The organism is Actinomadura sp. RB99 (assembly GCF_014706005.1).
In the GTDB taxonomy this organism is placed as follows: domain Bacteria; phylum Actinomycetota; class Actinomycetes; order Streptosporangiales; family Streptosporangiaceae; genus Spirillospora.
The window spans coordinates 144,632-164,583 of record NZ_JABMCA010000013.1; the positions used below are offsets into that span (position 1 = coordinate 144,632).

Sequence of the window (19,952 nt, forward strand, 5' to 3'; positions counted from 1 at the left end):
GCCTGTGTTCAGCCGGCGTGGCCGAGGCTTCCGTCGCGGCGGCCCGCGGAGACGAGCCGCTCCATCGACAGCGCCGCCACCGCGTACCAGCTGGCCCCGACGAGCGCTTCGGCGCCGAGCAGCCGCAGGACGTGCCCGGGCGGCGCGCCGTCCAGGATCCCGCGCACCGCCTGGAGCCCGTGCACGACCGGCAGCGCGTTCACCGCGATCCGCAGCGGCGCGGGCCAGACGGTGACGGGGACGTTCACGCCGCCGAACGTCATGACGATCCCGTAGGCGAGGTTCAGCACGAGCCACTCGACGCCGCGCGTCCGCAGCGCGACGCCCGCCAGCGCGCAGCCGTAGCCATAGCTGCTGGCGAGGATGAGCACGATGACCGGTGCCGCGTAGGCGGCGCGCGGCCACGGCAGCGGCGCGCCCAGCAGCGGGGGCAGCGCGCACCAGGCGACGAGCGAGCTGGTCAGGCCGGTGGCCGTCCACTGCAGGCCGCGTCCCAGGTACACCGGCAGGTGCCCGGACGGCGTGATGGCCAGCAGCGGCAGGGTCCCGATCCGGCGCTCGCCCGCCAGCGAGATCACGACGATGGTGGCCTCCATGCAGGCCAGCACCACGATGTTGCCGACGAGCACGTACCGCATGGTGGCGTCGTCGCCGACGTAGCGGCCGAGCAGGGCGTAGAAGGCGGCCTGGCACAGCAGCCGGACGAGCCAGCCGAACGTCCACGTCCGCCACGTGTAGACGGCCCTCATCTCGGCGAATCCGAGGATCAGCGATTCGCGCACGATGCGGAGCGTGGCCCTCATGAGAAATCCACCGTCCCCTCGCGCCGCATACGGTCGACGTACCGCCGCGTCAGCCACAGGCCGGCGGCCATCGACGCCGCGCTCAGGCCGAGGACCGCCAGGACCGCCAGGACCACCCAGGGCCGGTCGCGGGTGTCGCCGCGGACCGCGCCGCGCAGCAGGTCCGCGCTCCACGACAGGAACACGACCCGGCTGAACGGGTGCAGCCAGCCCGGCAGCGCCGCGACCGGCACGAGGATCCCGCCCAGGATGTAGAAGGGATAGCCCAAGGAGTTCTGCAAGACCTCCCGTGCGCGCGACACGACGAACACGGCGGACAGCAGCGTCGCCGTTCCGATCGTCGCGAGGCAGGTGACCGCGACCGCGACCGCGAACGTCCCGGGCTCGGCGACCGTCAGCCGGCGGCCGAACCCGAGGGCGGCGACCAGCCAGGACTCGGCGAACGCGGCGCTGCCCACCAGCACCACCGTCGCGACCCGCCCGGCGACCACCAGGCCCAACGGGACCGGCGCCGCGACCAGCGCGGGGAACCGGCCGGCCCAGCGGTCCTCGGTGACGATGCGGCCGGCGTAGTCGAGGGAGGCGACCCACAGCCCGATGAGCCCGGGCGCCAGGACGGCGTTCGCGACGACGTCCGCGCGGTGCGCGGTCAGCGTCAGCGCGAGCATCGTCGTCGTCTGCATCGGGGCGATGAGCAGCACGAGCGCGTGCTCCGGGCTGCGCCGCGACAGCGCGGCCTGCAGCCGCACCGCGTGCCAGACCAGCCGCGCCGCGGGCCACATGGCACGGACCGCGCTCATACCCGCATCCCCCGGTCGCCGACCGCCCGCAGGTACACCTCTTCGAGGGTCGGCCGGCCACGCCGCGCGGTGAGGACGTCGCGGTCGATGAGCCAGGCGAGGACGCGGCGGGTGGCGTCCCGGTCGGCGGTGTGGACGCGCCGCGCCCCGCCGTCCCGCCGCTCGACCCCGGTCACCCCGGGCAGCAGTTCCAGCGGCCCGGTGAGGGCGGGGTCGGGGTCGTCGAAGTCGACGCACTCGCCGTCGCCGAGGAACCGCCCGGCGCAGGCCGGGTCGCCGGTCAGCAGCATCCGGCCGCGGTCGATGAGCGTCACCCGGTCGCAGAGCGCCGCCGCCTCGTCCATGTCGTGGGTGGCCAGCAGGAACGTGCGGCCCTCCGCGCGCAGGTCGAGGACGAGCCCGCGGAACGCGGCGGCCGCGGCGGGGTCGAGGCCGGACGTCGGCTCGTCCAGGAACAGCAGGCGCGGCTCGTGCAGCAGCCCGCGGGCGAGGTGCAGCCGCTGCCGCATGCCGCGCGAGAAGCCCTCGACGGGGTCGCCGGCCCGGTCAGCGAGCCCGACGCGTTCCAGCAGCGCGTCCGCGCGGGCGCGGGCCGTCCGGTCGTCGAGCCGGTACAGCGCGCCCCAGAACAGCAGGTTCCGGCGGGCGGTCAGCCGGTCGTACAGGCCGCGGTCGCCGCCGAGGACGAGCCCGACGAGCGACCGGACGGCCCCGGCGTCGGCGACGACGTCCCGGCCGAGGACGCGGGCCGTCCCGGCGGACGGCAGCAGCACGGTGGAGAGGATCTTGACGAGGGTGGTCTTGCCGGCGCCGTTCGGCCCGAGCAGCCCGTGGATCTCGTTCTGCGCGACGGTGAGGGTCAGCTCGTCCAGGGCGACCACGGTGGTGCGGCGTCTGCGCGTGTAGGTGCGGCGCAGCCCGCGGGTGTGCACGGCGGGTTCCATGGCTTCGACCGTCGCCGTAAGGCACGGCCCCGGGCCATAAGGGCGCGGCTCAGATCCGGCGGGCGCCGTCCTAGGCGTCCCGCTCGGGGTCAGGCCAGGCCGCGGTCGCGGGCGGCCGCCGCGGCCTCCCCGCGCGACCCGACGCCGAGCTTGGCGAGGATGTTGGACACGTGCACGCTGGCGGTCTTGGGGGAGATGACGAGCTCCTCGGCGATCTCCCGGTTGGAGCGTCCCCGCGCCAGCAGCCGCACCACCTCCGACTCGCGGGCGGTGAGCGGGCCTCCCGCCGTCCCGGCGAGCCCGGCGCGGCGGGCGCGTTCGGAGATCCGCCTGGCCAGCGGCGCGGCGCCGAGGCGGTCGGCGATCCGCGCGGCGCGCTGGAGCCGCGCCGCGGCGCGGGTGCGGTCGCCACGGGCCAGGTCGGCGCAGGCCGCGTCGAACAGGGCCCGCGCGAGCGGGTAGGGCAGGTCCAGCCGCTCCCACGTGCGGATCACCGCGTCCGCGTCGGCGGGGCCGCCGGTCAACGCGGTCACGGTCGCCTTGTACGCCGCCGCGACGGGCGTCGCGGTGGGGGTGCGCGCGGCGAGAGCGGCGATCTCGGACGATCGCGGCCCGCCGGCGCGGGCGGCGGCCTCCAGCAGCGGCCAGAGGTGGCAGGGCTGGACGGTGAGGCGCGGATGGCGCAGCACGGCGTCCGCCGCGGCCCATGCCGCCGGCCGGTCCTCCTCCGCCAGCCGCCACTCGATGATCATCTGGGCGAGGGGCAGCACGGTCTGCGGCGACCCGGCGCCGAGGGGGACGGCGAGCGCCTCCGGATCGGGCGCCGGCCCGGTACCGCGCGCGGCCAGCAGCGCGATCCGCCAGATCATCATCTGGAGGCGGAAGGCCGGGCCGTGGTGGCGGTCCAGGCGCCGCGCGAGGATCTCGGCGGCCTCGTCCCAGCGGCCGAGCCGGTACAGCGCCTCCACCTGGTTGACGGCCGGCGCGAGCCCCGCGCTGTGGACGAGCCCCGCGTCCTCCGCCGCGTCGATCCCTTCGCCCGCGAGCGCCAGCGCCTCGGCGGCGCGGCCGGTGTTCAACCGCGCGTGCGCCAGCGTGTTCAGCACCCGGACGCGCTCCGAGACGTCGAGACCGCTGGAGCGGAGCCGCTCCAGCGGCGCGGTGTCGCCGTCGCCGTCGCGCGCCGTGGCGGCGGCCACGATGAACTCCAGGCCCCCGTTCCGCGGCGCGAGGCCGGCGGCGTCGGCGAGTTCCAGGGCCTCGCGGCCGAGCCGTTCGCCCTCGTCCATCGCCCCGTGGACGAGGAGCCGGGAGGCGAGGTGCGCGAGCGTCCGGACGCGGTCGGGGGGCGAGGCGGCGGCGAGGCGCACGGCCTCCCGGAGGTCGTCCAGCTCGCCGTCATGCCCCTGATACGCGCGGAGCGTCGCCCGGAGCGCGTGGAGCCGGGCGGCCTCGGCGGGGGAGCGGGCCGGGTCGGCGGCGTCCAGTGCCCGCTGCACGAGGGGCAGCCCGCGCCGCGGGTCGCCGGCCGTGCACGCGGTCTCCGCCGCCGTCTCCAGCACCCGCGAACGGGTGAGCCCGGTCAGCCCGGCGGCGCCGGGGACCTCGTCCCACAGGGCGAGGACGCGTTCCAGCAGGGTGAGCTGCTCGGCGTAGGCGGTCGCCGCCCGCCGCTCCCCGGCGGCGCGCCAGGCGGCGGCCAGCGCCTTGGCCGGGTCGCCGCACCACTCCCAGTGGACGGCGAGGGCGCCGGACGGGGCGTCGCTGAGCTCGGGTGCCCGCTCGATGGTCTCGGCGTAGCGACGGTGCAGGGCGGCCCGTTCGCCCGGCAGCAGGTCGCCGTGGACGGCCTCGCGGATGAGCGCGTGCCGGAACGCGTAGCCGTCCCCGTCGGCGGCCAGCAGGCCGTGCTCGACGGCGGGACGCAGCGCCTCGCTCAGCTCGGCGTCCGTGCGGCCGGTCACCGCGGCCAGCAGGGCGTGGCCCACCCGGTCCCCGGCGGCGCTCGCCGCGCGCAGCACCGCGCGGGCGGCCTCCGGGAGCCGGGCGACGCGGGCGAGCAGCAGGTCGCGCAGCGTCCCGGGCAGGGCCTCGCCGGGGTCGGCGACGAGCGTCTCGACGAACAGCGGGTTGCCGCCGCCGCGCGCGTGGACGTCGCGGACCGTCGCGTGGTCGGCGGCGCCGAGGATGCCGCGCACCTGGTCGGCGACCTCGGCGACGGTCAGGGGCGGCAGGTCGAGCCGGGCGACGTGGGGGAGCCGGCCGAGTTCGGCGAACAGCGCGCGGGCCGCCGGCTCCTCGGGCCGGAACGTCACGACCAGCAGCACCCCGGGACGCGGCGGGTTGCGGAACAGGAAGGACAGCAGGTCGCGCGTCGAGCCGTCGGCCCAGTGCGCGTCCTCCACGACGAGGACGGCCGGTTCGCGGGCGCCGAGCCGTTCGGCGAGCGTGAGCACGTGCTCGAACAGCCGCATCCGGCCGGCGCCCTCGTCGGGCGGCGGGGCGCCGGCGCTCAGCGCGGGCATCAGCCGGGCCAGCTCCGGCAGGGCCGCCGCGGGCATCAGCGCGGTGACCGCGTCCCGGCCGAGCCGCCGCAGGATCGCGGTGAACGGGGCGTAGGGCAGGTTCGCGGCGCCGAGGTCGAGGCAGCCGCCGGTGACGGCGCGCACGTCCCGGGTGAACTCCTCGACCAGGCGCGTCTTGCCGCCGCCCGCCTCGGCGGCGATCAGCACGGCCGCGGCCTCGCCGGCGCGGGCGCGGTCATGGGCGGCGCGCAGCGCGGCCAGTTCGGCGGCGCGCCCGGCGAAGACCGGGCTGACGGGTCCCATGCCTTCAGCATGGCGGTGCGCGTCCCGGCGTTCCACCGGAATTCCCGCTTAAAGATACTTGTGTCGCGATAAGAGTCCGGGTAGCCTGGACGCGTCACATCGTCGCCCGGCAGGGGAGTCCGTTGGAGTTCTGAGGTCCGACACCGCGCAGCGGCCGTCCACCGGCCCGCGCACGACCTCAGCGGCCCCACGTCCCGCCGGGCTTCCTCATGCCCGCCCGCGCGTCGCGCGCCCTTCGCGGTGTCTCCATGTGTCAGCAGTCCGCGTGTCAGCAGTCCGCTCACCCGCCATGGAGGCCGCTCATGTCATTCGCCATCGTCTGCTCGGACCTGTCGTTCGCGTGGCCGGACGGCACCGCCGTCCTCGACGGCCTGGACGCCGCGTTCGGCGCCGGCCGGACCGGCCTGATCGGGGCCAACGGGTCCGGCAAGTCCACCCTGCTCAAGTTGATCGCGGGGGAGCTGCGTCCCGGTTCCGGGACCGTCGCCGTCGAGGGCGAGGTCGGCCGTCTGCCGCAGAACCTCGCCCTGGACGGCTCCGCCACCGTCGCGGACCTGCTCGGCATCAGCGCGGCCCGCGCCGCGCTGCACGCCATCGAGCGCGGCGAGGCCACCGAGGAGAACTTCGCCGCCGTCGGCGACGGCTGGGACGTCGAGGAACGCGCGCTCGCCGAGCTGGGCCGGCTCGGCCTCGGCCACCTCGGCCTGGACCGGCCCGTCGCCACCCTGTCGGGCGGCGAGACGGTGATGACCGGGCTGGCCGCGCTGTTCCTGGCACGCCCGGACGTGCTGCTCCTCGACGAGCCGACCAACAACCTCGACCTCGACGCGCGGCGCCGCCTGTACGACGCGGTCGAGTCCTGGACGGGCGTACTGCTCGTCGTCAGCCATGACCGGGAGCTGCTGGACCGGGTCGACGCCATCGCCGACCTTCGCGACGGCGCCGTCCGGTCGTTCGGCGGCGACCTGTCCGCCTACGAGGAGCTGCTCGCCGTCGAGAAGGAGGCCGCGGAACGGATGGTCCGGGTCGCCGGGACCGACCTGCGCCGGCAGAAGCGCGAACTGGAGGAGGCCCACGTCAAGCTCGCCCGCCGCAAGCGGTACGCGAACAAGATGTACGAGAACAAGCGGGAACCGAGGGCCGTCATGAAACTGCGGAAACGCGAGGCGCAGGTCTCGGCGGGCAAGCACCGCATCATGCACGAGGAACGCCTCGCCGGGGCGCGGACGCGGCTCGCCGAGGCGGAGGACGCGGTGCGCGAGGACGCCGCGATCCGGATCGAGCTGCCCGCCACCCGCGTCCCGGCCGGGCGGACGGTCGCCGCGGTCACCGGGCTCCGCGCGCCCGACCCGGCGCCGGGCACGCTGGCCGAGCTGATCGTCCGGGGCCCGGAGCGGATCGCGCTCACCGGGCCGAACGGCTCGGGGAAGACGACCCTGCTGCGCGCGCTCACCGGCGAGCGCGTCCCGGACGGGGTGTCGGTGCGGATCGGCGTGGACGGCGTGCGGTACCTGCCGCAGCGGCTCGACGTCCTCGACGGGGACCGCAGCGTCGTCGACAACGTGCGCGCGGCCGCGCCGTCGGCGACGCCCGCCGAGATCCGGCAGGGGCTGGCGCGGTTCCTGTTCCGCGGCGCGAGCGCCGACCGGCCCGCCGGGACCCTGTCGGGCGGCGAGCGGCTGCGCGCGGTGCTGGCGTCGCTGCTGCTCGCCGACCCCGCGCCGCGGCTCCTGCTGCTGGACGAGCCGACCAACGACCTCGACATGGACAGCGCCGCGCGGCTCGGCGAGGCCCTCGCCGCCTACGAGGGCGCGCTGATCGTGGTCAGCCACGACCTGCCGTTCCTGCGGACGCTGCGCCTCACCCGGTGGCTGCGCATGGACCGCCGCACCGGCCTGGCCGAGGCGGGGCCCATGTGACGCGCAAGGCCCCGCGCGGAACGTCCGCGCGGGGCCTTCTGGTCCGCCGGTCAGGTCAGGACGCGGCGGGTGAACGTGCGGGTCGCGGCCCACGTGAGCAGGATCGTCCCGCCGACGATGGCCAGCAGGAACGCCCACACCGGCATGTGCGGGATGGCGGGCGTCAGGGTGCTGCGCAGCCCCTCGCTGACGTACACGAGCGGGTTGAACAGGCTGAGGATCTGCAGCCACCGGATGTGGTCCAGCGCCGACCACGGGTAGTACACGCAGCCGAGCATCGTCATCGGCAGCAGCACCATCGCGAACAGCACCTGGACCTTCTGCGGGTTCAGCAGCGTGCCGAGCAGCAGCCCGCCGGACGCGGCCAGCAGCGACCCGGCCACCATCACCACGACCAGCACGGCCCAGTTCCCGACGTGCACGTGCGGGGACTGGCCCTCGGCGTGGATCAGCAGCACGGCGGGGAACACCAGCAGCCCGCCGATCAGCCCCTGCACGGCCGCCGCGACGATCTTCTGCACCGCCAGCAGCGGGATCGGCACCGGCGCCAGCGCCCGGTCGGTGATGGACTTCTGCCAGTTCAGCTCCATCATCAGCGGGAAGATCACCGCCATCATCGCCTGCATGATGATGGACGAGCCGACCAGCCCGGGCACCAGGATCGTGGAGAACGTCGGCCCGCCGGGCCCGCCCGCCATCGCGCCGCCGCCGAGCTTGGGCAGCACGTAGGAGAAGACGAACACGAACATCACCGGCTGCACCAGCACCCGGACGAACGTCGACAGGAAGTTCTTGCGCATCACCCGCGCCTCGCGCGCCATCATCGCGGCGAACGTGCGGGGGATCGTCGCCCGCGCCGGCGGCGGGGGCGTCAGGACGGTCGCGGCCGGGGCGGTCATTCGCGGTATTCCCTTCCGGTGAGGGTGAGGAAGACGGTCTCCAGGCTGGGGCGCAGCTGCGTGGCGTCGGTGACGCCGACGCCGGCGGCCGACCCGATCGCGACCAGCTCGCCGAGGATGCCCTCGGGCTCGGTGGCGAACACCCGGACCTGCCCGTCGGTGACCTCGACCTTGCTGATGCCGTCGCGGGCGGACAGCTTGTGGATCTGGTCGGGGGCGGGCGCGTCGTAGGCGACGGTGATGACGGTGTCGGCGCCCGCCGCGTCCTTCAGCTCGTCCACGGTGCCCGCGGCGAGGATCCTGCCGTGGTCGACGACCGCGACGCGGTCGCAGAGCGCCTCGGCCTCCTCCATGTAGTGGGTCGTGAGCAGGATGGTCTGCCCGCCCGCCTGCAGGCCGCGCAGCACCTCCCACAGGTTGGTGCGGGTCTGCGGGTCGAGGCCGGCCGTCGGCTCGTCCAGGAACAGCACCTCGGGCCCGTGCATCAGGGCCCGGCAGATCATCACCCGCTTGGCCTGGCCGCCCGACATCTCGAACGGGTTGCCCTTGCGGTGCTCGGTGAGCCCGAACAGCTCCATCAGCTCGTCGGCGCGGCGCCGGGCGTCGCGCGCGCTGAGCCCGAAGAACCGGCCGCGGAACTCCAGGTTCTCGGCGGCGGTCAGGTCGCTGTCGAGGGTGTTGTTCTGCGACACCACGCCGATGCGGCGCTTGATCTCGACGGCGTCCCGCACCACGTCCAGCCCGGTCACCCGCGCGGTGCCGCCGGTCGGGACGACCAGGGTGGTGAGCATGCCGATGGTCGTGGACTTGCCCGCGCCGTTCGGGCCGAGCAGCCCGAAGAACTCGCCGCGGGGCACGTCCAGGTCGATGCCGCGGACGGCGGGCACCTCGGGCCGCGGTCCGGCGGCCGGGTAGGTCTTCTTCAGCTCCACCGTCTGGACGGCGGGCTCGGGGGGTGCGCTCACGCGCGGTCTCCCTTCCCTTGCGTGCCCTCGGAGTAGGTCTCGAACTGCTTGATCAGGTTGAGCAGGAACCGGCGGACGGCCGGCTCGTCGCCCTCGTCGACGACGTCGTAGAGCTCCTGCATGTCCGCGCCGATCGGCCCGGACTTCTCGGCGACGAGCCGGCGGCCCGAGTCGGTGATCCGCAGCATCACCCCTCGCCGGTCGCGGTGCGAGCGCTCCCGGACGACGTGGCCGTTGCGCTCGAGCGTGTCGACCACCGAGGTCACCGTGGCCGGGGTGACCAGCAGCCGCTTGGCGCACTCGCCGGGCCGCAGGCCGTCCTCGACGACGAGGAGGCGGAGCAGGAAGAACCCCGCGGGGCTGATGCCGTGCCGCTCGACGATCCGCCAGACGACGGGCCCTGCCAGCCGCGTGGCGGCGGCGAAGAGCCGGCCGACGGGCCACTCCTCGATGGGGCCGAGGGCCTTGAGGTCGCCGAAGGCGGGGTTCTCCATGGTGGCGATGTTAGGCCGCTGATGGTTCGAGGGCAAATCTTTAGGTGCCTAATTACTCTTCGAGCCATGGATGTCAATGTAAGTTGACATCGGGGAGGTGTCAACCCATGTTGACGTTCTGGCGCGTCTCGCGGCCGCGGCACACCTGTGTCGCTCGTCTCAGAACCCGCTGACCGCACATTCGACGTTGAATAGGTTTCCAGTTGCGTGCATACTCTTACCTGCTTGCTTCCGAAGGAGTGGACATGGGAATCCGGACGGCGGTCGCCGGCGCCAGCGGTTACGCGGGCGGCGAGCTGCTGCGCATCCTCGCGGGACATCCAGAGTTCGAGATCGGCGCGCTCACCGCCGGCGCCAACGCCGGCACCGAGCTCGGCGCGCACCAGCCGCATCTGCGATCCCTGGCCGGGCGCGTCCTGGAGGAGACCACCCCGGACACCCTGGCCGGCCACGACGTGGTGTTCCTCGCCCTGCCGCACGGCCGGTCGGGGCCGCTCGCCGCGGAGCTCGGCGACGACGTGCTCGTCGTCGACTGCGGCGCCGACCACCGGCTCACCGACCCCGCCGCCTGGGAGGCCTTCTACGGCACCCCCCACGCCGGCACCTGGCCGTACGGGCTGCCGGAGCTGCCGGGACAGCGGGACGCGCTCCGCACCACCAAGCGGATCGCCGTCCCCGGCTGCTACCCGACCGCCGTCACCCTCGCGCTCTTCCCGGCGTTCGCCGCCGGGCTCGCCGAACCCGACGTCGTCGTGGTCGCCGCGTCCGGCACCTCCGGCGCCGGCCGCGCCCTCAAACCGCACCTGCTCGGCAGCGAGGTCATGGGCTCCGTCAGCGCCTACGCGGCCGGCGGCGTCCACCGCCACACCCCCGAGATGACGCAGAACCTCGGCGCCGTCGCCGGCGGGCCCGTCACCGTGTCGTTCACGCCGACGCTCGCCCCGATGAGCCGCGGCATCCTCGCGACCTGCACGGCCAAGGCCCGGCCCGGCGTCACCGCCGCGACCCTCCGCGCCGCCTACGGCGACGCCTACGCCGGCGAGCCGTTCCTCGGCCTGCTCCCCGAGGGGCAGTGGCCCGCCACCTCCATGACGCTCGGCGCGAACACCGCGCTCGTCCAGGTCGCCCTGGATGAGGCGGCCGGCCGCATCATCGCGGTCGCCGCCATCGACAACCTCGCCAAGGGCACCGCGGGCGGCGCCGTCCAGAGCGCCAACCTCGCCCTCGGCCTCCCGGAAGAACTCGGGCTGACCACGATCGGAGTGTCCCCTTGAGCGTCACCGCCCCCCGGGGTTTCCGCGCCGCCGGCGTCGTCGCCGGGCTGAAGAACAGCGGCACCCGCGACCTGGCCCTCGTCGTCAACGACGGGCCGTCCCGCGCCGCCGCCGCCGTCTTCACCCGCAACCGCGTCAAGGCCGCGCCCGTCCTGTGGTCGGAGCAGGTCCTCAAGGGCGGCCGCGTCCGCGCGGTCGTGCTGAACTCCGGCGGCGCCAACGCCTGCACCGGGGCCGCCGGCTTCCAGGACGCCCACGCCACCGCGGAGAAGGCCGCCGAGCTGCTCGCCGACTCCGCCGGCGAGATCGCCGTCTGCTCCACTGGCCTCATCGGCGAGCGGCTGCCGATGGACGCGCTGCTGCCCGGCGTGGACAAGGCCGTCGCCGAGCTGTCGCGCGGCGACGGCGGCCTCGCCGCCGCCGACGCCATCCGCACCACCGACACCGTCGCCAAGATCTCCTTCCGGCAGGGCGAGGGCGGCTACATGATCGGCGCGATGGCGAAGGGCGCGGGCATGCTCGCCCCGTCCCTCGCCACCATGCTGTGCGTGGTCACCACTGACGCCGACCTGCCCGCCGAGGCGCTGGACCGGGCGCTGCGCGCCGCGACCCGCGTCACCTTCGACCGGCTCGACTCCGACGGCTGCACGTCGACCAACGACACCGTCCTGCTGATGGCGTCCGGCGCGACCGGCGCCGTCCCCGCCGAGGAGGAGTTCACCGCGCTGCTCACCGAGGTGTGCGCCGACCTGACCCGGCAGCTCCTCGTGGACGCCGAAGGCGCGTCCAAGGCCATCGCGATCGAGGTCGTCGGCGCCGCGTCCGAGGACGACGCCGTCACGGTCGGCCGGTCCGTCGCCCGCAACAACCTGCTCAAGTGCGCCATCCACGGCGAGGACCCCAACTGGGGCCGGGTGCTGTCGGCGATCGGCACCACCGACGCCGTGTTCGAGCCCGACCAGCTCAACGTCGCGATCAACGGCGTGTGGGTGTGCCGGAACGGCTCGTTCGGCGACGACCGCGACAAGGTCGACATGCGCCCCCGCGACGTGACGATCACCGCCGACCTGTCGGCCGGCCCGCACAGCGCGACCGTCTGGACGAGCGACCTCACCGCCGACTACGTCCACGAGAACTCGGCGTACTCCACATGAGCGCGATCACCAGCGGCGCGCAGATGCGCAAGAACCGCGCCGGGGTCATGGGCAAGGCGGAGACGCTGATCAAGGCGCTGCCGTGGCTGGAGCGCTTCCACGGCACCACCGTCGTGATCAAGTACGGCGGGCACGCGATGACCGACGAGGCGCTGCGGCACCAGTTCGCCGAGGACATCGTGTTCCTGCGCTACGCCGGGCTGAAGCCGGTCATCGTGCACGGCGGCGGCCCGCAGATCAACGCCGCGCTCGAGCGCAACGGCATCGACTCGACGTTCACCGCCGGGCTCCGCGTCACCACCCCGGAGGCCATGGAGGTCGTCCGGATGGTGCTGACCGGGCAGGTGCAGCGGGACGTCGTCGGGCTGATCAACCGGCACGGCCCGTTCGCCGTCGGCATGTCCGGCGAGGACGCCAACCTGTTCACCGCCGAGCGCAAGCACGCGCTCGTGGACGGCGAGCGGGTCGACATCGGCCAGGTCGGCGAGATCGTCGAGGTGCAGGTCGGCGCCGTCCGCGCGCTGCTCGACGACGGGCGCGTCCCCGTCGTGTCGAGCGTCGCGCGCGGCGACGACGGCGAGGTGTACAACGTCAACGCCGACACGGCCGCCGCGGCGCTCGCCGTCGCGCTGGACGCGGTGAAGCTCGTCGTGCTCACCGACGTCGAGGGCCTGTACTCCGACTGGCCCGACAGCGACGACGTGATCGACCGGCTGACCACCGACGAGCTGGCGGCGCTGCTGCCGGACCTGTCGGCCGGCATGGTGCCGAAGATGGAGGCGTGCCTGGCCGCCGTGCGCGGCGGCGTCCCGCAGGCGCACGTCCTGGACGGCCGCGTCCCGCACTCGCTGCTGCTGGAGATCTTCACCGACGAAGGGATCGGAACGATGGTGCTGCCGAGCCTCCCCGGCGGACCCGTGAGGGAGGACCTGAAATGAGTGCCGGCGACCTGCGGAAGCGGTTCGAGGCCGCGTTCATGCCGAACTACGGCGTCCCCCCGGTCGCGCTGGCGCGCGGCGAGGGCTGCACCGTGTGGGACGCCGACGGGCGCGCCTACCTCGACCTGATCGCCGGCATCGCGGTCAGCTCCCTCGGGCACGCCCACCCCGCCCTCGTCGAGGCGGTGTCCGCGCAGGTCGCGTCCATCGCCCACACCTCCAACCTGTTCCTGAACGAACCCGAGGTGCGGCTCGCCGAGCGGCTGCGGGACCTGCTCGGCGGCGACGGGCGGGTGTTCCTCGCCAACAGCGGCACCGAGGCCAACGAGGCCGCGCTGAAGCTCGCGATCAAGTACGGCAAGACCAACGGCCGGACGTACTTCGTCGCGACGGAGAACGGGTTCCACGGCCGCAGCATGGGCGCCCTGTCGCTCACCGGGAAGAAGGCGATCCGCGAGCCGTTCGGCCCGTTCGCCATCGACGTCCGGTTCGTCCCCTACGGCGACGCGGACGCCCTCAAGGCCGCGGTCGGCGAGCGGTGCGCCGCGGTGTTCCTCGAACCCACGCAGGGCGAGGCCGGCGTCGTCCCCCCGCCCGACGGCTACTTCACCGCCGCCCGGGAGATCTGCGACGCCACCGGCGCGCTGTTCGTCGCCGACGAGATCCAGTCCGCGATCGGCCGGACCGGCGCCTGGTTCGCGTTCCAGCACGAGAACGCCCGCCCGGACGTCCTCACGCTCGCCAAGGGACTCGGGGGCGGCCTCCCGATCGGCGCCTGCGTCGCGTTCGGCGAGCACGGCGGGACCTTCGCCAAGGGCGACCACGGCAGCACGTTCGGCGGCAACCCGGTCAGCGCCGCCGCCGCCCTCGCCGTCCTCGACACCATAGAGAAGGACGGCCTGCTCGCCAACGCCGCCGCCGTCGGGGAGGTCCTCGCGTCCGGGATCGCGGCGATCGACCACCCGCTGCTCAAGGGCGTCCGGGGCCGGGGCCTGTGGCGCGCCGCCGTCCTCACCGGCCCGCACGCGCCCGCCGTCGAGGCCGCCGCCCGCGACGCCGGCTTCCTCGTCAATGCGCTCCAGCCCGACGCCCTGCGGATGGCCCCGCCCCTCATCCTCACCGAGGAGCAGGCCCGCTCGTTCACCACCGCGTTCCCCTCGATCCTCGACGCCGCCGCGTCCGCCGTGAAGGAGAGCTGACCCCCATGACCGTCAGGCACTTCCTGCGCGACGACGACCTCGCGCCCGCCGAGCAGGCCGAAGTCCTCGACCTCGCCGCCAAGGCCAAGAAGGACCGGTTCGCCTACCGGCCGCTCGAAGGCCCGCAGTCCGTCGCGGTGCTGTTCGACAAGCCCTCCACCCGGACCCGGCTGTCGTTCGCGACCGGCATCGCCGAACTCGGCGGTCACCCCCTCGTCATGGACGCCGGCAGCAGCCAGCTCGGCCGCGGCGAGACCATCGCCGACACCGCCCGCGTGCTCGAACGCCAGGTCGCCGCGATCGTCTGGCGGACGGCCGGGCAGGCGCGCGTCGAGGAGATGGCCGCCGGCACCGCCGTCCCCGTCGTCAACGCCCTCACCGACGAGTACCACCCCTGCCAGATCCTCGCCGACCTGCAGACCGTCCGGGAGGCCAAGGGCGGCCTCACCGGCGCCTCCCTCGCCTACTTCGGCGACGGCGCCAACAACATGGCCCACTCCTACCTGCTCGGCTGCGCCACCGCCGGGATGCACGTCCGCGTCGCCGCGCCGGCGTCCCTGCCGCCCGACCCCGCCGTCGTCGCGCGCGCCACCGAGATCGCCGCCGCCACCGGCGGCTCGGTGACCGTCACCGACGACGCCGCCCGCGCCGCCGCCGGCGCCGACGTCCTCGCCACCGACACCTGGGTGTCGATGGGGGAGGAGGGCAAGGACACCTCGCTCTACGAGCCGTACCAGGTCAACGAGGACCTCCTCGCCCTCGCCGACCCCGAGGCGATCGTCCTGCACTGCCTGCCCGCCTACCGTGGCAAGGAGATCACCGCCGGTGTCATCGACGGCCCCCGCAGCCGCGTGTGGGACGAGGCCGAGAACCGGCTGCACGCCCAGAAGGCACTGCTGATCTGGCTCTTGGAGCGATCCCGTTGACCACCCCGATGACCAAGACCGCCCGCCAGTCCCGGGTGATCGACCTGCTGACCCGCCACCCCGTCCACTCGCAGGGCGAGCTCGCCAAGCTCCTGCAGGACGACGGCGTCGACGTCACCCAGGCCACCCTCTCCCGCGACCTCGTCGAGATCGGCGCCGTCAAGCTCCGCGCCGACGACGGCAGCCTCATCTACGCCGTCCCCGGCGAGGGCGGCGAGCGGATCCGCCGCGCCCGCACCGGCGCCGCCGAGACCTTCGCCGGACGGCTCTCCCGGATCGCCGCCGAACTGCTCGTGTCGGCGGAGGCGTCGGCGAACCTGGTCATCGTCCGCACCCCGCCGGGCGCGGCGCAGTACCTGGCCTCGGCGATCGACCACGCCGAGTGGCCGACGATCCTCGGCACGGTCGCGGGCGACGACTCCATCCTCGTCATCGCCCGCGACCCGGACGGCGGCGACGAGGTCGCCGAGGCGCTCCTCAGGCTGACCGCCGGCCGGGAACGACGAGGTTAGCGCCGTCCTCCGCCCCGGGCGCCGCCGCGGCCCGCCGGGCGGGGCGCCTGACGCGCGCCCCGGCCCCGGGGCATGGTGGGATGGCGAGTACACGAACGCACAGCGCGAGAAACAGCGCCGAGAAGAAGAGGAATTCCGTGACCAAGGCACCGACGCGACTGTGGGGCGGCCGGTTCGAGGGCGGCCCGTCGGACGCGCTCGCGCGGCTCTCGGTGAGCGTCCAGTTCGACTGGCGGCTCGCCCCGTACGACCTGATGGGCTCCCGCGCCCACGCCCGCGTCCTCAACCGGGCCGGGCTGCTCACCGGCGACGAGCTCGAGCGCATGATCGGCGCCCTCGACGACCTTGAGGCCGCCTGCCGGTCCGGGGAGTTCCGGCCCGCCGTCGCCGACGAGGACGTCCACACCGCCCTCGAACGCGGCCTGCTGGAGCGGCTCGGCGCCCTCGGCGGCAAGCTGCGCGCCGGCCGCAGCCGCAACGACCAGGTCGCCACCGACCTGCGCCTGTACCTGCGCGACCACGCCCGGCAGATCGTGTCCCGGCTCGTCGAGCTGGAGACCGCGCTGATCGCGCAGGCCGAGCACAACCTCGGCGTCGCCGCGCCCGGCATGACCCACCTGCAGCACGCGCAGCCGGTCCTGTTCTCCCACCAGCTGCTCGCGCACGTCCAGCCGCTCACCCGCGACATCGACCGGCTCCGCGACTGGGACCGGCGCGCCGCCGTCTCCCCGCTCGGCTCCGGCGCCCTCGCCGGCTCGTCGCTGCCGCTCGACCCGCAGGCCACCGCCGCCGAACTCGGCTTCGACGCCGCCGCGCCCAACTCCATGGACGCCGTCGCCGACCGCGACTTCGTCGCCGAGTTCCTCTTCACCGCCGCGCTGATCGGCGTGCACCTGTCCCGCCTCGGCGAGGAGGTCTGCCTCTGGGCGTCGCAGGAGTTCCGCTGGATCGAGATGGACGACACCTACGCCACCGGGTCGTCGATCATGCCGCAGAAGAAGAACCCCGACGTCGCCGAGCTGGCCCGCGGCAAGGCCGGCCGGCTCATCGGCCACCTCGTCGGCCTCCTCACCACCCTCAAGGGCCTGCCGCTCACCTACAACCGCGACCTCCAGGAGGACAAGGAGGGCGCGTTCGACGCCGTCGAGACGCTCCTGCTCGTCCTGCCCGCGATGGCCGGCCTGATCGCCACCATGCGGGTCAACACCGAGCGGCTGGAGACCTCCGCGCCCGACGGGTTCGCCCTCGCCACCGACCTCGCCGAGCTGCTGGTCCGGCGCGGCGTCGCGTTCCGCGACGCCCACGAGGTCGTCGGGCACCTCGTCGTCTGGTGCCAGGTCAACGACAAGGACTTCGACGACCTCACCGACGACGAGCTGGCCAAGGTGTCGCCGCACCTCACGCCGGACGTCCGCGAGGTCCTCAACGTCCAGGGCGCCCTGGCGTCCCGCAAGGCCTACGGCGGCACCGCGCCCGACCGCGTCCGCGAGCAGATCGCCGCGCTGCGCGCCCAGGTCAACGACCACGCCTCCTGGGCCGCCGACTCCGACGCCTGACCGGGCGCCCGGCCGGGGCGGTCCGCGGCGCCCTCTAGGCTGGTCGACCGGCGGACCACCCCCTAGACCACGGTGAGGCGATGGACGGAGCGCTACTGCCACGGGACTTCTTCGACCGGCCGGTGGACGAGGTGGCGCCCTCGCTGCTCGGGCACGTGATCACGCATCGCACGCCCGAGGGCGAGGTCGCCGCGCGGCTCACCGAGGTCGAGGCGTACGCCGGTCCCCTCGACCCCGCGTCGCACGCTTACCGCGGCAGGACGGAGCGCAACGCCGTCATGTTCGGGCCGCCCGGGCACGTCTACGTGTACTTCACCTACGGCATGCACTTCTGCATGAACCTGGTCTGCGGCCCCGAGGGGGCGTCGTCGGCGGTGCTCCTGCGCGCCGGCGAGATCATCGCGGGGGAGGACCTCGCGCGGGCCCGCCGCCCGAAGTCCACCGTCCGCGACCTGGCCCGCGGCCCGGCCCGGCTGTGCCAGGCCCTCGGCGTCGTCCGGGACCAGAACGGCCTGGACGTGTGCACGCCCGGCGGCGAGATGACGATCCTGCGCGGCGAGCCCGCCGACCCAGCGCTGATCCGCAGCGGGCCGCGGACCGGCGTCAACGGCGCCAAGGAGGTGCCGTGGCGGTTCTACATCGACGGAGACCCGACCGTGTCGCCGTACCGGGCGCACGTCACGCGCGTCCGCCGGAAGGCCGCCTGGCGGGCCTGACCTCCGAATATCGTTGGCGTGGGCTCAGGCCCATCGGGCAGTCTGGTGAAAGAGCCGGACGGCAAGGCTGAGACGAGGGAGAACGTGACCGACATCCTGGATGACCTCGCGTGGCGCGACCTGATCGCGCAGTCCACCGATCTGGACGAGATGCGGGCGCTGCTCGCCGCGGGGCCGGTCACGCTGTATTGCGGGTTCGACCCGACGGCGCCCTCGCTGCACCTCGGCAACCTCATCCAGATCCTCATCCTGCGGCGCTTCCAGAAGGCGGGCCACCGACCCCTCGGCCTCGTCGGCGGCGCCACCGGCCTGATCGGCGACCCGAGCGGCAAGAGCGCCGAACGCGTCCTGAACTCCGAGGAGACCGTCGCCGGCTGGGTCGAGCGGATCCGCGGCCAGGTGTCGCGGTTCCTGGACTTCGACGAAGGCCCCACCGGCGCCACCATGGTCAGCAACCTCGACTGGACCGGCCCCATGTCGGCCATCGAGTTCCTGCGCGACATCGGCAAGCACTTCCCGGTCAACCGGATGCTCGCCCGGGAGACCGTCAAGGCCCGCCTCGACACCACCGGGATGAGCTACACCGAGTTCAGCTACGTGCTCCTGCAGTCCATGGACTTCCTGGAGCTGTACCGCCGGTACGGGTGCGTCCTGCAGACGGGTGGCAGCGACCAGTGGGGCAACCTCACCGCCGGCGTCGACCTCATCCGCCGCGTCGAGGGCGGAAGCGCCCACGCGCTGACGACGCCGCTGCTCACCAAGGCGGACGGCACGAAGTTCGGCAAGACCGCCGGGGGCGAGACGTACTGGCTCGACCCCGAGCTGACCTCGCCGTACGCGTTCTACCAGTTCTGGATCAACGCCGACGACCGCGACGTGGAGAAGTTCCTCAAGGTCTTCAGCTTCCGCTCCCGCGAGGAGATCGAGGACCTGGTCAAGCAGGGCGCCGAGCGGCCCGCCGCACGCCTGCCGCAGCGCGCCCTCGCCGAGGAGATGACCACGCTCGTCCACGGCGCGGACGAGACGGCCGCGGTCATCGCCGCGTCCAAGGCCCTGTTCGGCCAGGGCGCGCTGGAGGAGCTGGACGAGCGGACCCTCAGGTCCGCGCTCGCCGAGGTGCCCCGCACGGAGATCCCACCGGGGGAGCTCCCGCCCGTCGTGGATCTCCTGGCGGCCTCAGGGCTCTGCAAGAGCAAGTCGGAGGCCCGGCGGACGATCACCCAGGGCGGCGTGTACCTGAACAACGCCAAGGTCGAGTCGGAGGACGCCGCGCCGGCGTCCGGCGACCTGCTGCACGGCCGCTTCCTCGTCCTGCGGCGGGGCAAGCGGAACGTCGGCGGCGTCGAGGTGACCGGCTCCTGAACCGCGCGTGACGAGCGCCCGTCCGGACCTCTCCGGGCGGGCGCTCGGCCTACCCGGGGGAAAACTTCGGTAGATCCACGTCACAGTGAGGTCACGAGCGGCCTCAACTGGGCCGTTCTGAGACCACGAAACCCCCTCTGACCTGCTTAAACGTGCCGCAGGCGATCGATTTGACGGTCCCCTCGCAGGGACCTAATGTTCTACACGCCCCACGGGGGAGCGGGACGCCGACAAGGCGGCCGGCCCCGGGGGAACCTCCAACAGATCAGCTGGGACGGACCTGTCCACGCCCAAATGGGACGTTGGAGGCCGAACCGCCCAGAGTTTGACAAAGCGGGCGGATCGGGTAGGCTTGAAGGGTTGCCCCGGGGTGGGGCTCGCGGGAGCGGGTCCGGCGCGGTGGGTGTCCGTTTCTTGAGAACTCAACAGCGTGTTAAAAGCCAGTGCCTTTATCGACCTGGCCGGTTCGGCCGGGTCGCCCCGTGCCATCTCTTCGGGGGTGGTGGGGATTTCTTTGAGGCAATACGGTCCTGTTTTCGGATGGGATTGTTTGCTGGGATTTTCTTCTGAGGTTTGGCTGCTTCGGGGTTCGCCCCCTGGGGTGGTCGTTGGGACCTTGATGGAGAGTTTGATCCTGGCTCAGGACGAACGCTGGCGGCGTGC

The 19,952-nt window shown here is 73.8% G+C and carries 17 protein-coding genes; 10 read left to right on the forward strand and 7 right to left on the reverse strand.

The window, feature by feature from the left end:
• Positions 1-8: 8 nt before the first annotated feature.
• From amrb99_RS15145 to amrb99_RS52385, 4 genes are all read right to left on the reverse strand, one after another.
• Positions 9-803, reverse strand: a complete 795-nt coding sequence (locus tag amrb99_RS15145) for an ABC transporter permease (RefSeq protein WP_190856581.1) — start codon at positions 801-803, stop codon at positions 9-11.
• A complete protein-coding gene (locus tag amrb99_RS15150) occupies positions 800-1,603 on the reverse strand; it encodes an ABC transporter permease (protein ID WP_190856582.1) in 804 nt (267 codons plus the stop codon). The genes amrb99_RS15145 and amrb99_RS15150 overlap by 4 nt, the downstream gene beginning before the upstream one ends.
• Positions 1,600-2,547, reverse strand: coding sequence for an ABC transporter ATP-binding protein (locus amrb99_RS15155; RefSeq protein WP_190856583.1), 948 nt, complete (start codon positions 2,545-2,547; stop codon positions 1,600-1,602). The genes amrb99_RS15150 and amrb99_RS15155 overlap by 4 nt, the downstream gene beginning before the upstream one ends.
• An 89-nt stretch (positions 2,548-2,636) precedes the next feature.
• The gene (locus amrb99_RS52385; protein ID WP_190856584.1) at positions 2,637-5,375 is read right to left on the reverse strand and encodes a helix-turn-helix transcriptional regulator; all 2,739 of its coding nucleotides are present in this window, start codon (positions 5,373-5,375) and stop codon (positions 2,637-2,639) included.
• A gap of 302 nt (positions 5,376-5,677) precedes the next feature.
• Between amrb99_RS52385 and amrb99_RS15165 the strand changes: the two genes are divergently transcribed.
• Positions 5,678-7,294 carry an ABC-F family ATP-binding cassette domain-containing protein gene (locus tag amrb99_RS15165; protein ID WP_190856585.1) on the forward strand — a complete coding sequence of 539 codons (1,617 nt, stop codon included), beginning with the start codon at positions 5,678-5,680 and terminating at the stop codon, positions 7,292-7,294.
• A 50-nt stretch (positions 7,295-7,344) separates the two neighbouring features.
• Here amrb99_RS15165 and amrb99_RS15170 read toward each other — a convergent pair whose 3' ends face one another.
• Genes amrb99_RS15170 through amrb99_RS15180 form a run of 3 tightly spaced genes read right to left on the reverse strand, consistent with a single transcriptional unit; the run spans position 7,345 to position 9,652 of the window.
• Positions 7,345-8,193, reverse strand: coding sequence for an ABC transporter permease (locus amrb99_RS15170; protein WP_190856586.1), 849 nt, complete (start codon positions 8,191-8,193; stop codon positions 7,345-7,347).
• The gene (locus tag amrb99_RS15175; protein WP_190856587.1) at positions 8,190-9,158 is read right to left on the reverse strand and encodes an ATP-binding cassette domain-containing protein; all 969 of its coding nucleotides are present in this window, start codon (positions 9,156-9,158) and stop codon (positions 8,190-8,192) included. Before amrb99_RS15175 ends, amrb99_RS15170 begins: the two co-directional genes overlap by 4 nt.
• A complete protein-coding gene (locus amrb99_RS15180; protein WP_190856588.1) occupies positions 9,155-9,652 on the reverse strand; it encodes a MarR family transcriptional regulator in 498 nt (165 codons plus the stop codon). Before amrb99_RS15180 ends, amrb99_RS15175 begins: the two co-directional genes overlap by 4 nt.
• Positions 9,653-9,897: 245 nt before the next feature.
• Here amrb99_RS15180 and argC point away from each other — a divergent pair, with 245 nt between their 5' ends.
• The 9 genes from argC (at position 9,898) to tyrS (ending at position 19,289) form a co-directional block, all read left to right on the forward strand.
• Positions 9,898-10,926: an N-acetyl-gamma-glutamyl-phosphate reductase gene (argC, locus tag amrb99_RS15185; protein ID WP_190856589.1), complete on the forward strand. Its 1,029-nt coding sequence runs from the start codon at positions 9,898-9,900 to the stop codon at positions 10,924-10,926.
• Positions 10,923-12,080: a bifunctional glutamate N-acetyltransferase/amino-acid acetyltransferase ArgJ gene (gene argJ, locus amrb99_RS15190; protein WP_190856590.1), complete on the forward strand. Its 1,158-nt coding sequence runs from the start codon at positions 10,923-10,925 to the stop codon at positions 12,078-12,080. Before argC ends, argJ begins: the two co-directional genes overlap by 4 nt.
• 23 nt (positions 12,081-12,103) lie before the next feature.
• Positions 12,104-13,018: an acetylglutamate kinase gene (gene argB / locus amrb99_RS15195; RefSeq protein WP_190856612.1), complete on the forward strand. Its 915-nt coding sequence runs from the start codon at positions 12,104-12,106 to the stop codon at positions 13,016-13,018.
• The gene (locus amrb99_RS15200; protein ID WP_190856591.1) at positions 13,015-14,217 is read left to right on the forward strand and encodes an acetylornithine transaminase; all 1,203 of its coding nucleotides are present in this window, start codon (positions 13,015-13,017) and stop codon (positions 14,215-14,217) included. The genes argB and amrb99_RS15200 overlap by 4 nt, the downstream gene beginning before the upstream one ends.
• Before the next feature lie 5 nt (positions 14,218-14,222).
• Entirely contained in the window at positions 14,223-15,143 is a 921-nt protein-coding gene (gene argF, locus amrb99_RS15205) for an ornithine carbamoyltransferase (RefSeq protein WP_190856592.1), read from the forward strand.
• A gap of 8 nt (positions 15,144-15,151) precedes the next feature.
• Positions 15,152-15,655 (forward strand): arginine repressor, encoded by a 504-nt coding sequence (locus tag amrb99_RS15210; RefSeq protein ID WP_173101892.1) that lies wholly within the window; start codon positions 15,152-15,154, stop codon positions 15,653-15,655.
• A gap of 137 nt (positions 15,656-15,792) precedes the next feature.
• Positions 15,793-17,211 carry an argininosuccinate lyase gene (argH, locus tag amrb99_RS15215; protein ID WP_190856593.1) on the forward strand — a complete coding sequence of 473 codons (1,419 nt, stop codon included), beginning with the start codon at positions 15,793-15,795 and terminating at the stop codon, positions 17,209-17,211.
• 80 nt (positions 17,212-17,291) lie between these two features.
• Positions 17,292-17,927, forward strand: coding sequence for a DNA-3-methyladenine glycosylase (locus amrb99_RS15220; protein ID WP_190856594.1), 636 nt, complete (start codon positions 17,292-17,294; stop codon positions 17,925-17,927).
• A gap of 84 nt (positions 17,928-18,011) precedes the next feature.
• Positions 18,012-19,289, forward strand: coding sequence for a tyrosine--tRNA ligase (gene tyrS / locus amrb99_RS15225; protein WP_190856595.1), 1,278 nt, complete (start codon positions 18,012-18,014; stop codon positions 19,287-19,289).
• Positions 19,290-19,952: the final 663 nt, after the last annotated feature.

What these genes read in the sequence shown, in the direction of transcription:
- amrb99_RS15155 (WP_190856583.1), bottom strand. Translation starts at nt 2,547, where the DNA reads ATGGAACCCGCCGTGCACACCCGCGGGCTGCGCCGCACCTACACGCGC.
- amrb99_RS15170 (WP_190856586.1), bottom strand. Translation starts at nt 8,193, where the DNA reads ATGACCGCCCCGGCCGCGACCGTCCTGACGCCCCCGCCGCCGGCGCGG.
- amrb99_RS52385 (WP_190856584.1), bottom strand. Translation starts at nt 5,375, where the DNA reads ATGGGACCCGTCAGCCCGGTCTTCGCCGGGCGCGCCGCCGAACTGGCC.
- argF (WP_190856592.1), top strand. Translation starts at nt 14,223, where the DNA reads ATGACCGTCAGGCACTTCCTGCGCGACGACGACCTCGCGCCCGCCGAG.
- amrb99_RS15220 (WP_190856594.1), top strand. Translation starts at nt 17,292, where the DNA reads ATGGACGGAGCGCTACTGCCACGGGACTTCTTCGACCGGCCGGTGGAC.
- amrb99_RS15145 (WP_190856581.1), bottom strand. Translation starts at nt 803, where the DNA reads ATGAGGGCCACGCTCCGCATCGTGCGCGAATCGCTGATCCTCGGATTC.
- amrb99_RS15180 (WP_190856588.1), bottom strand. Translation starts at nt 9,652, where the DNA reads ATGGAGAACCCCGCCTTCGGCGACCTCAAGGCCCTCGGCCCCATCGAG.
- amrb99_RS15200 (WP_190856591.1), top strand. Translation starts at nt 13,015, where the DNA reads ATGAGTGCCGGCGACCTGCGGAAGCGGTTCGAGGCCGCGTTCATGCCG.
- amrb99_RS15210 (WP_173101892.1), top strand. Translation starts at nt 15,152, where the DNA reads ATGACCAAGACCGCCCGCCAGTCCCGGGTGATCGACCTGCTGACCCGC.
- amrb99_RS15150 (WP_190856582.1), bottom strand. Translation starts at nt 1,603, where the DNA reads ATGAGCGCGGTCCGTGCCATGTGGCCCGCGGCGCGGCTGGTCTGGCAC.
- argC (WP_190856589.1), top strand. Translation starts at nt 9,898, where the DNA reads ATGGGAATCCGGACGGCGGTCGCCGGCGCCAGCGGTTACGCGGGCGGC.
- argB (WP_190856612.1), top strand. Translation starts at nt 12,104, where the DNA reads ATGCGCAAGAACCGCGCCGGGGTCATGGGCAAGGCGGAGACGCTGATC.
- amrb99_RS15165 (WP_190856585.1), top strand. Translation starts at nt 5,678, where the DNA reads ATGTCATTCGCCATCGTCTGCTCGGACCTGTCGTTCGCGTGGCCGGAC.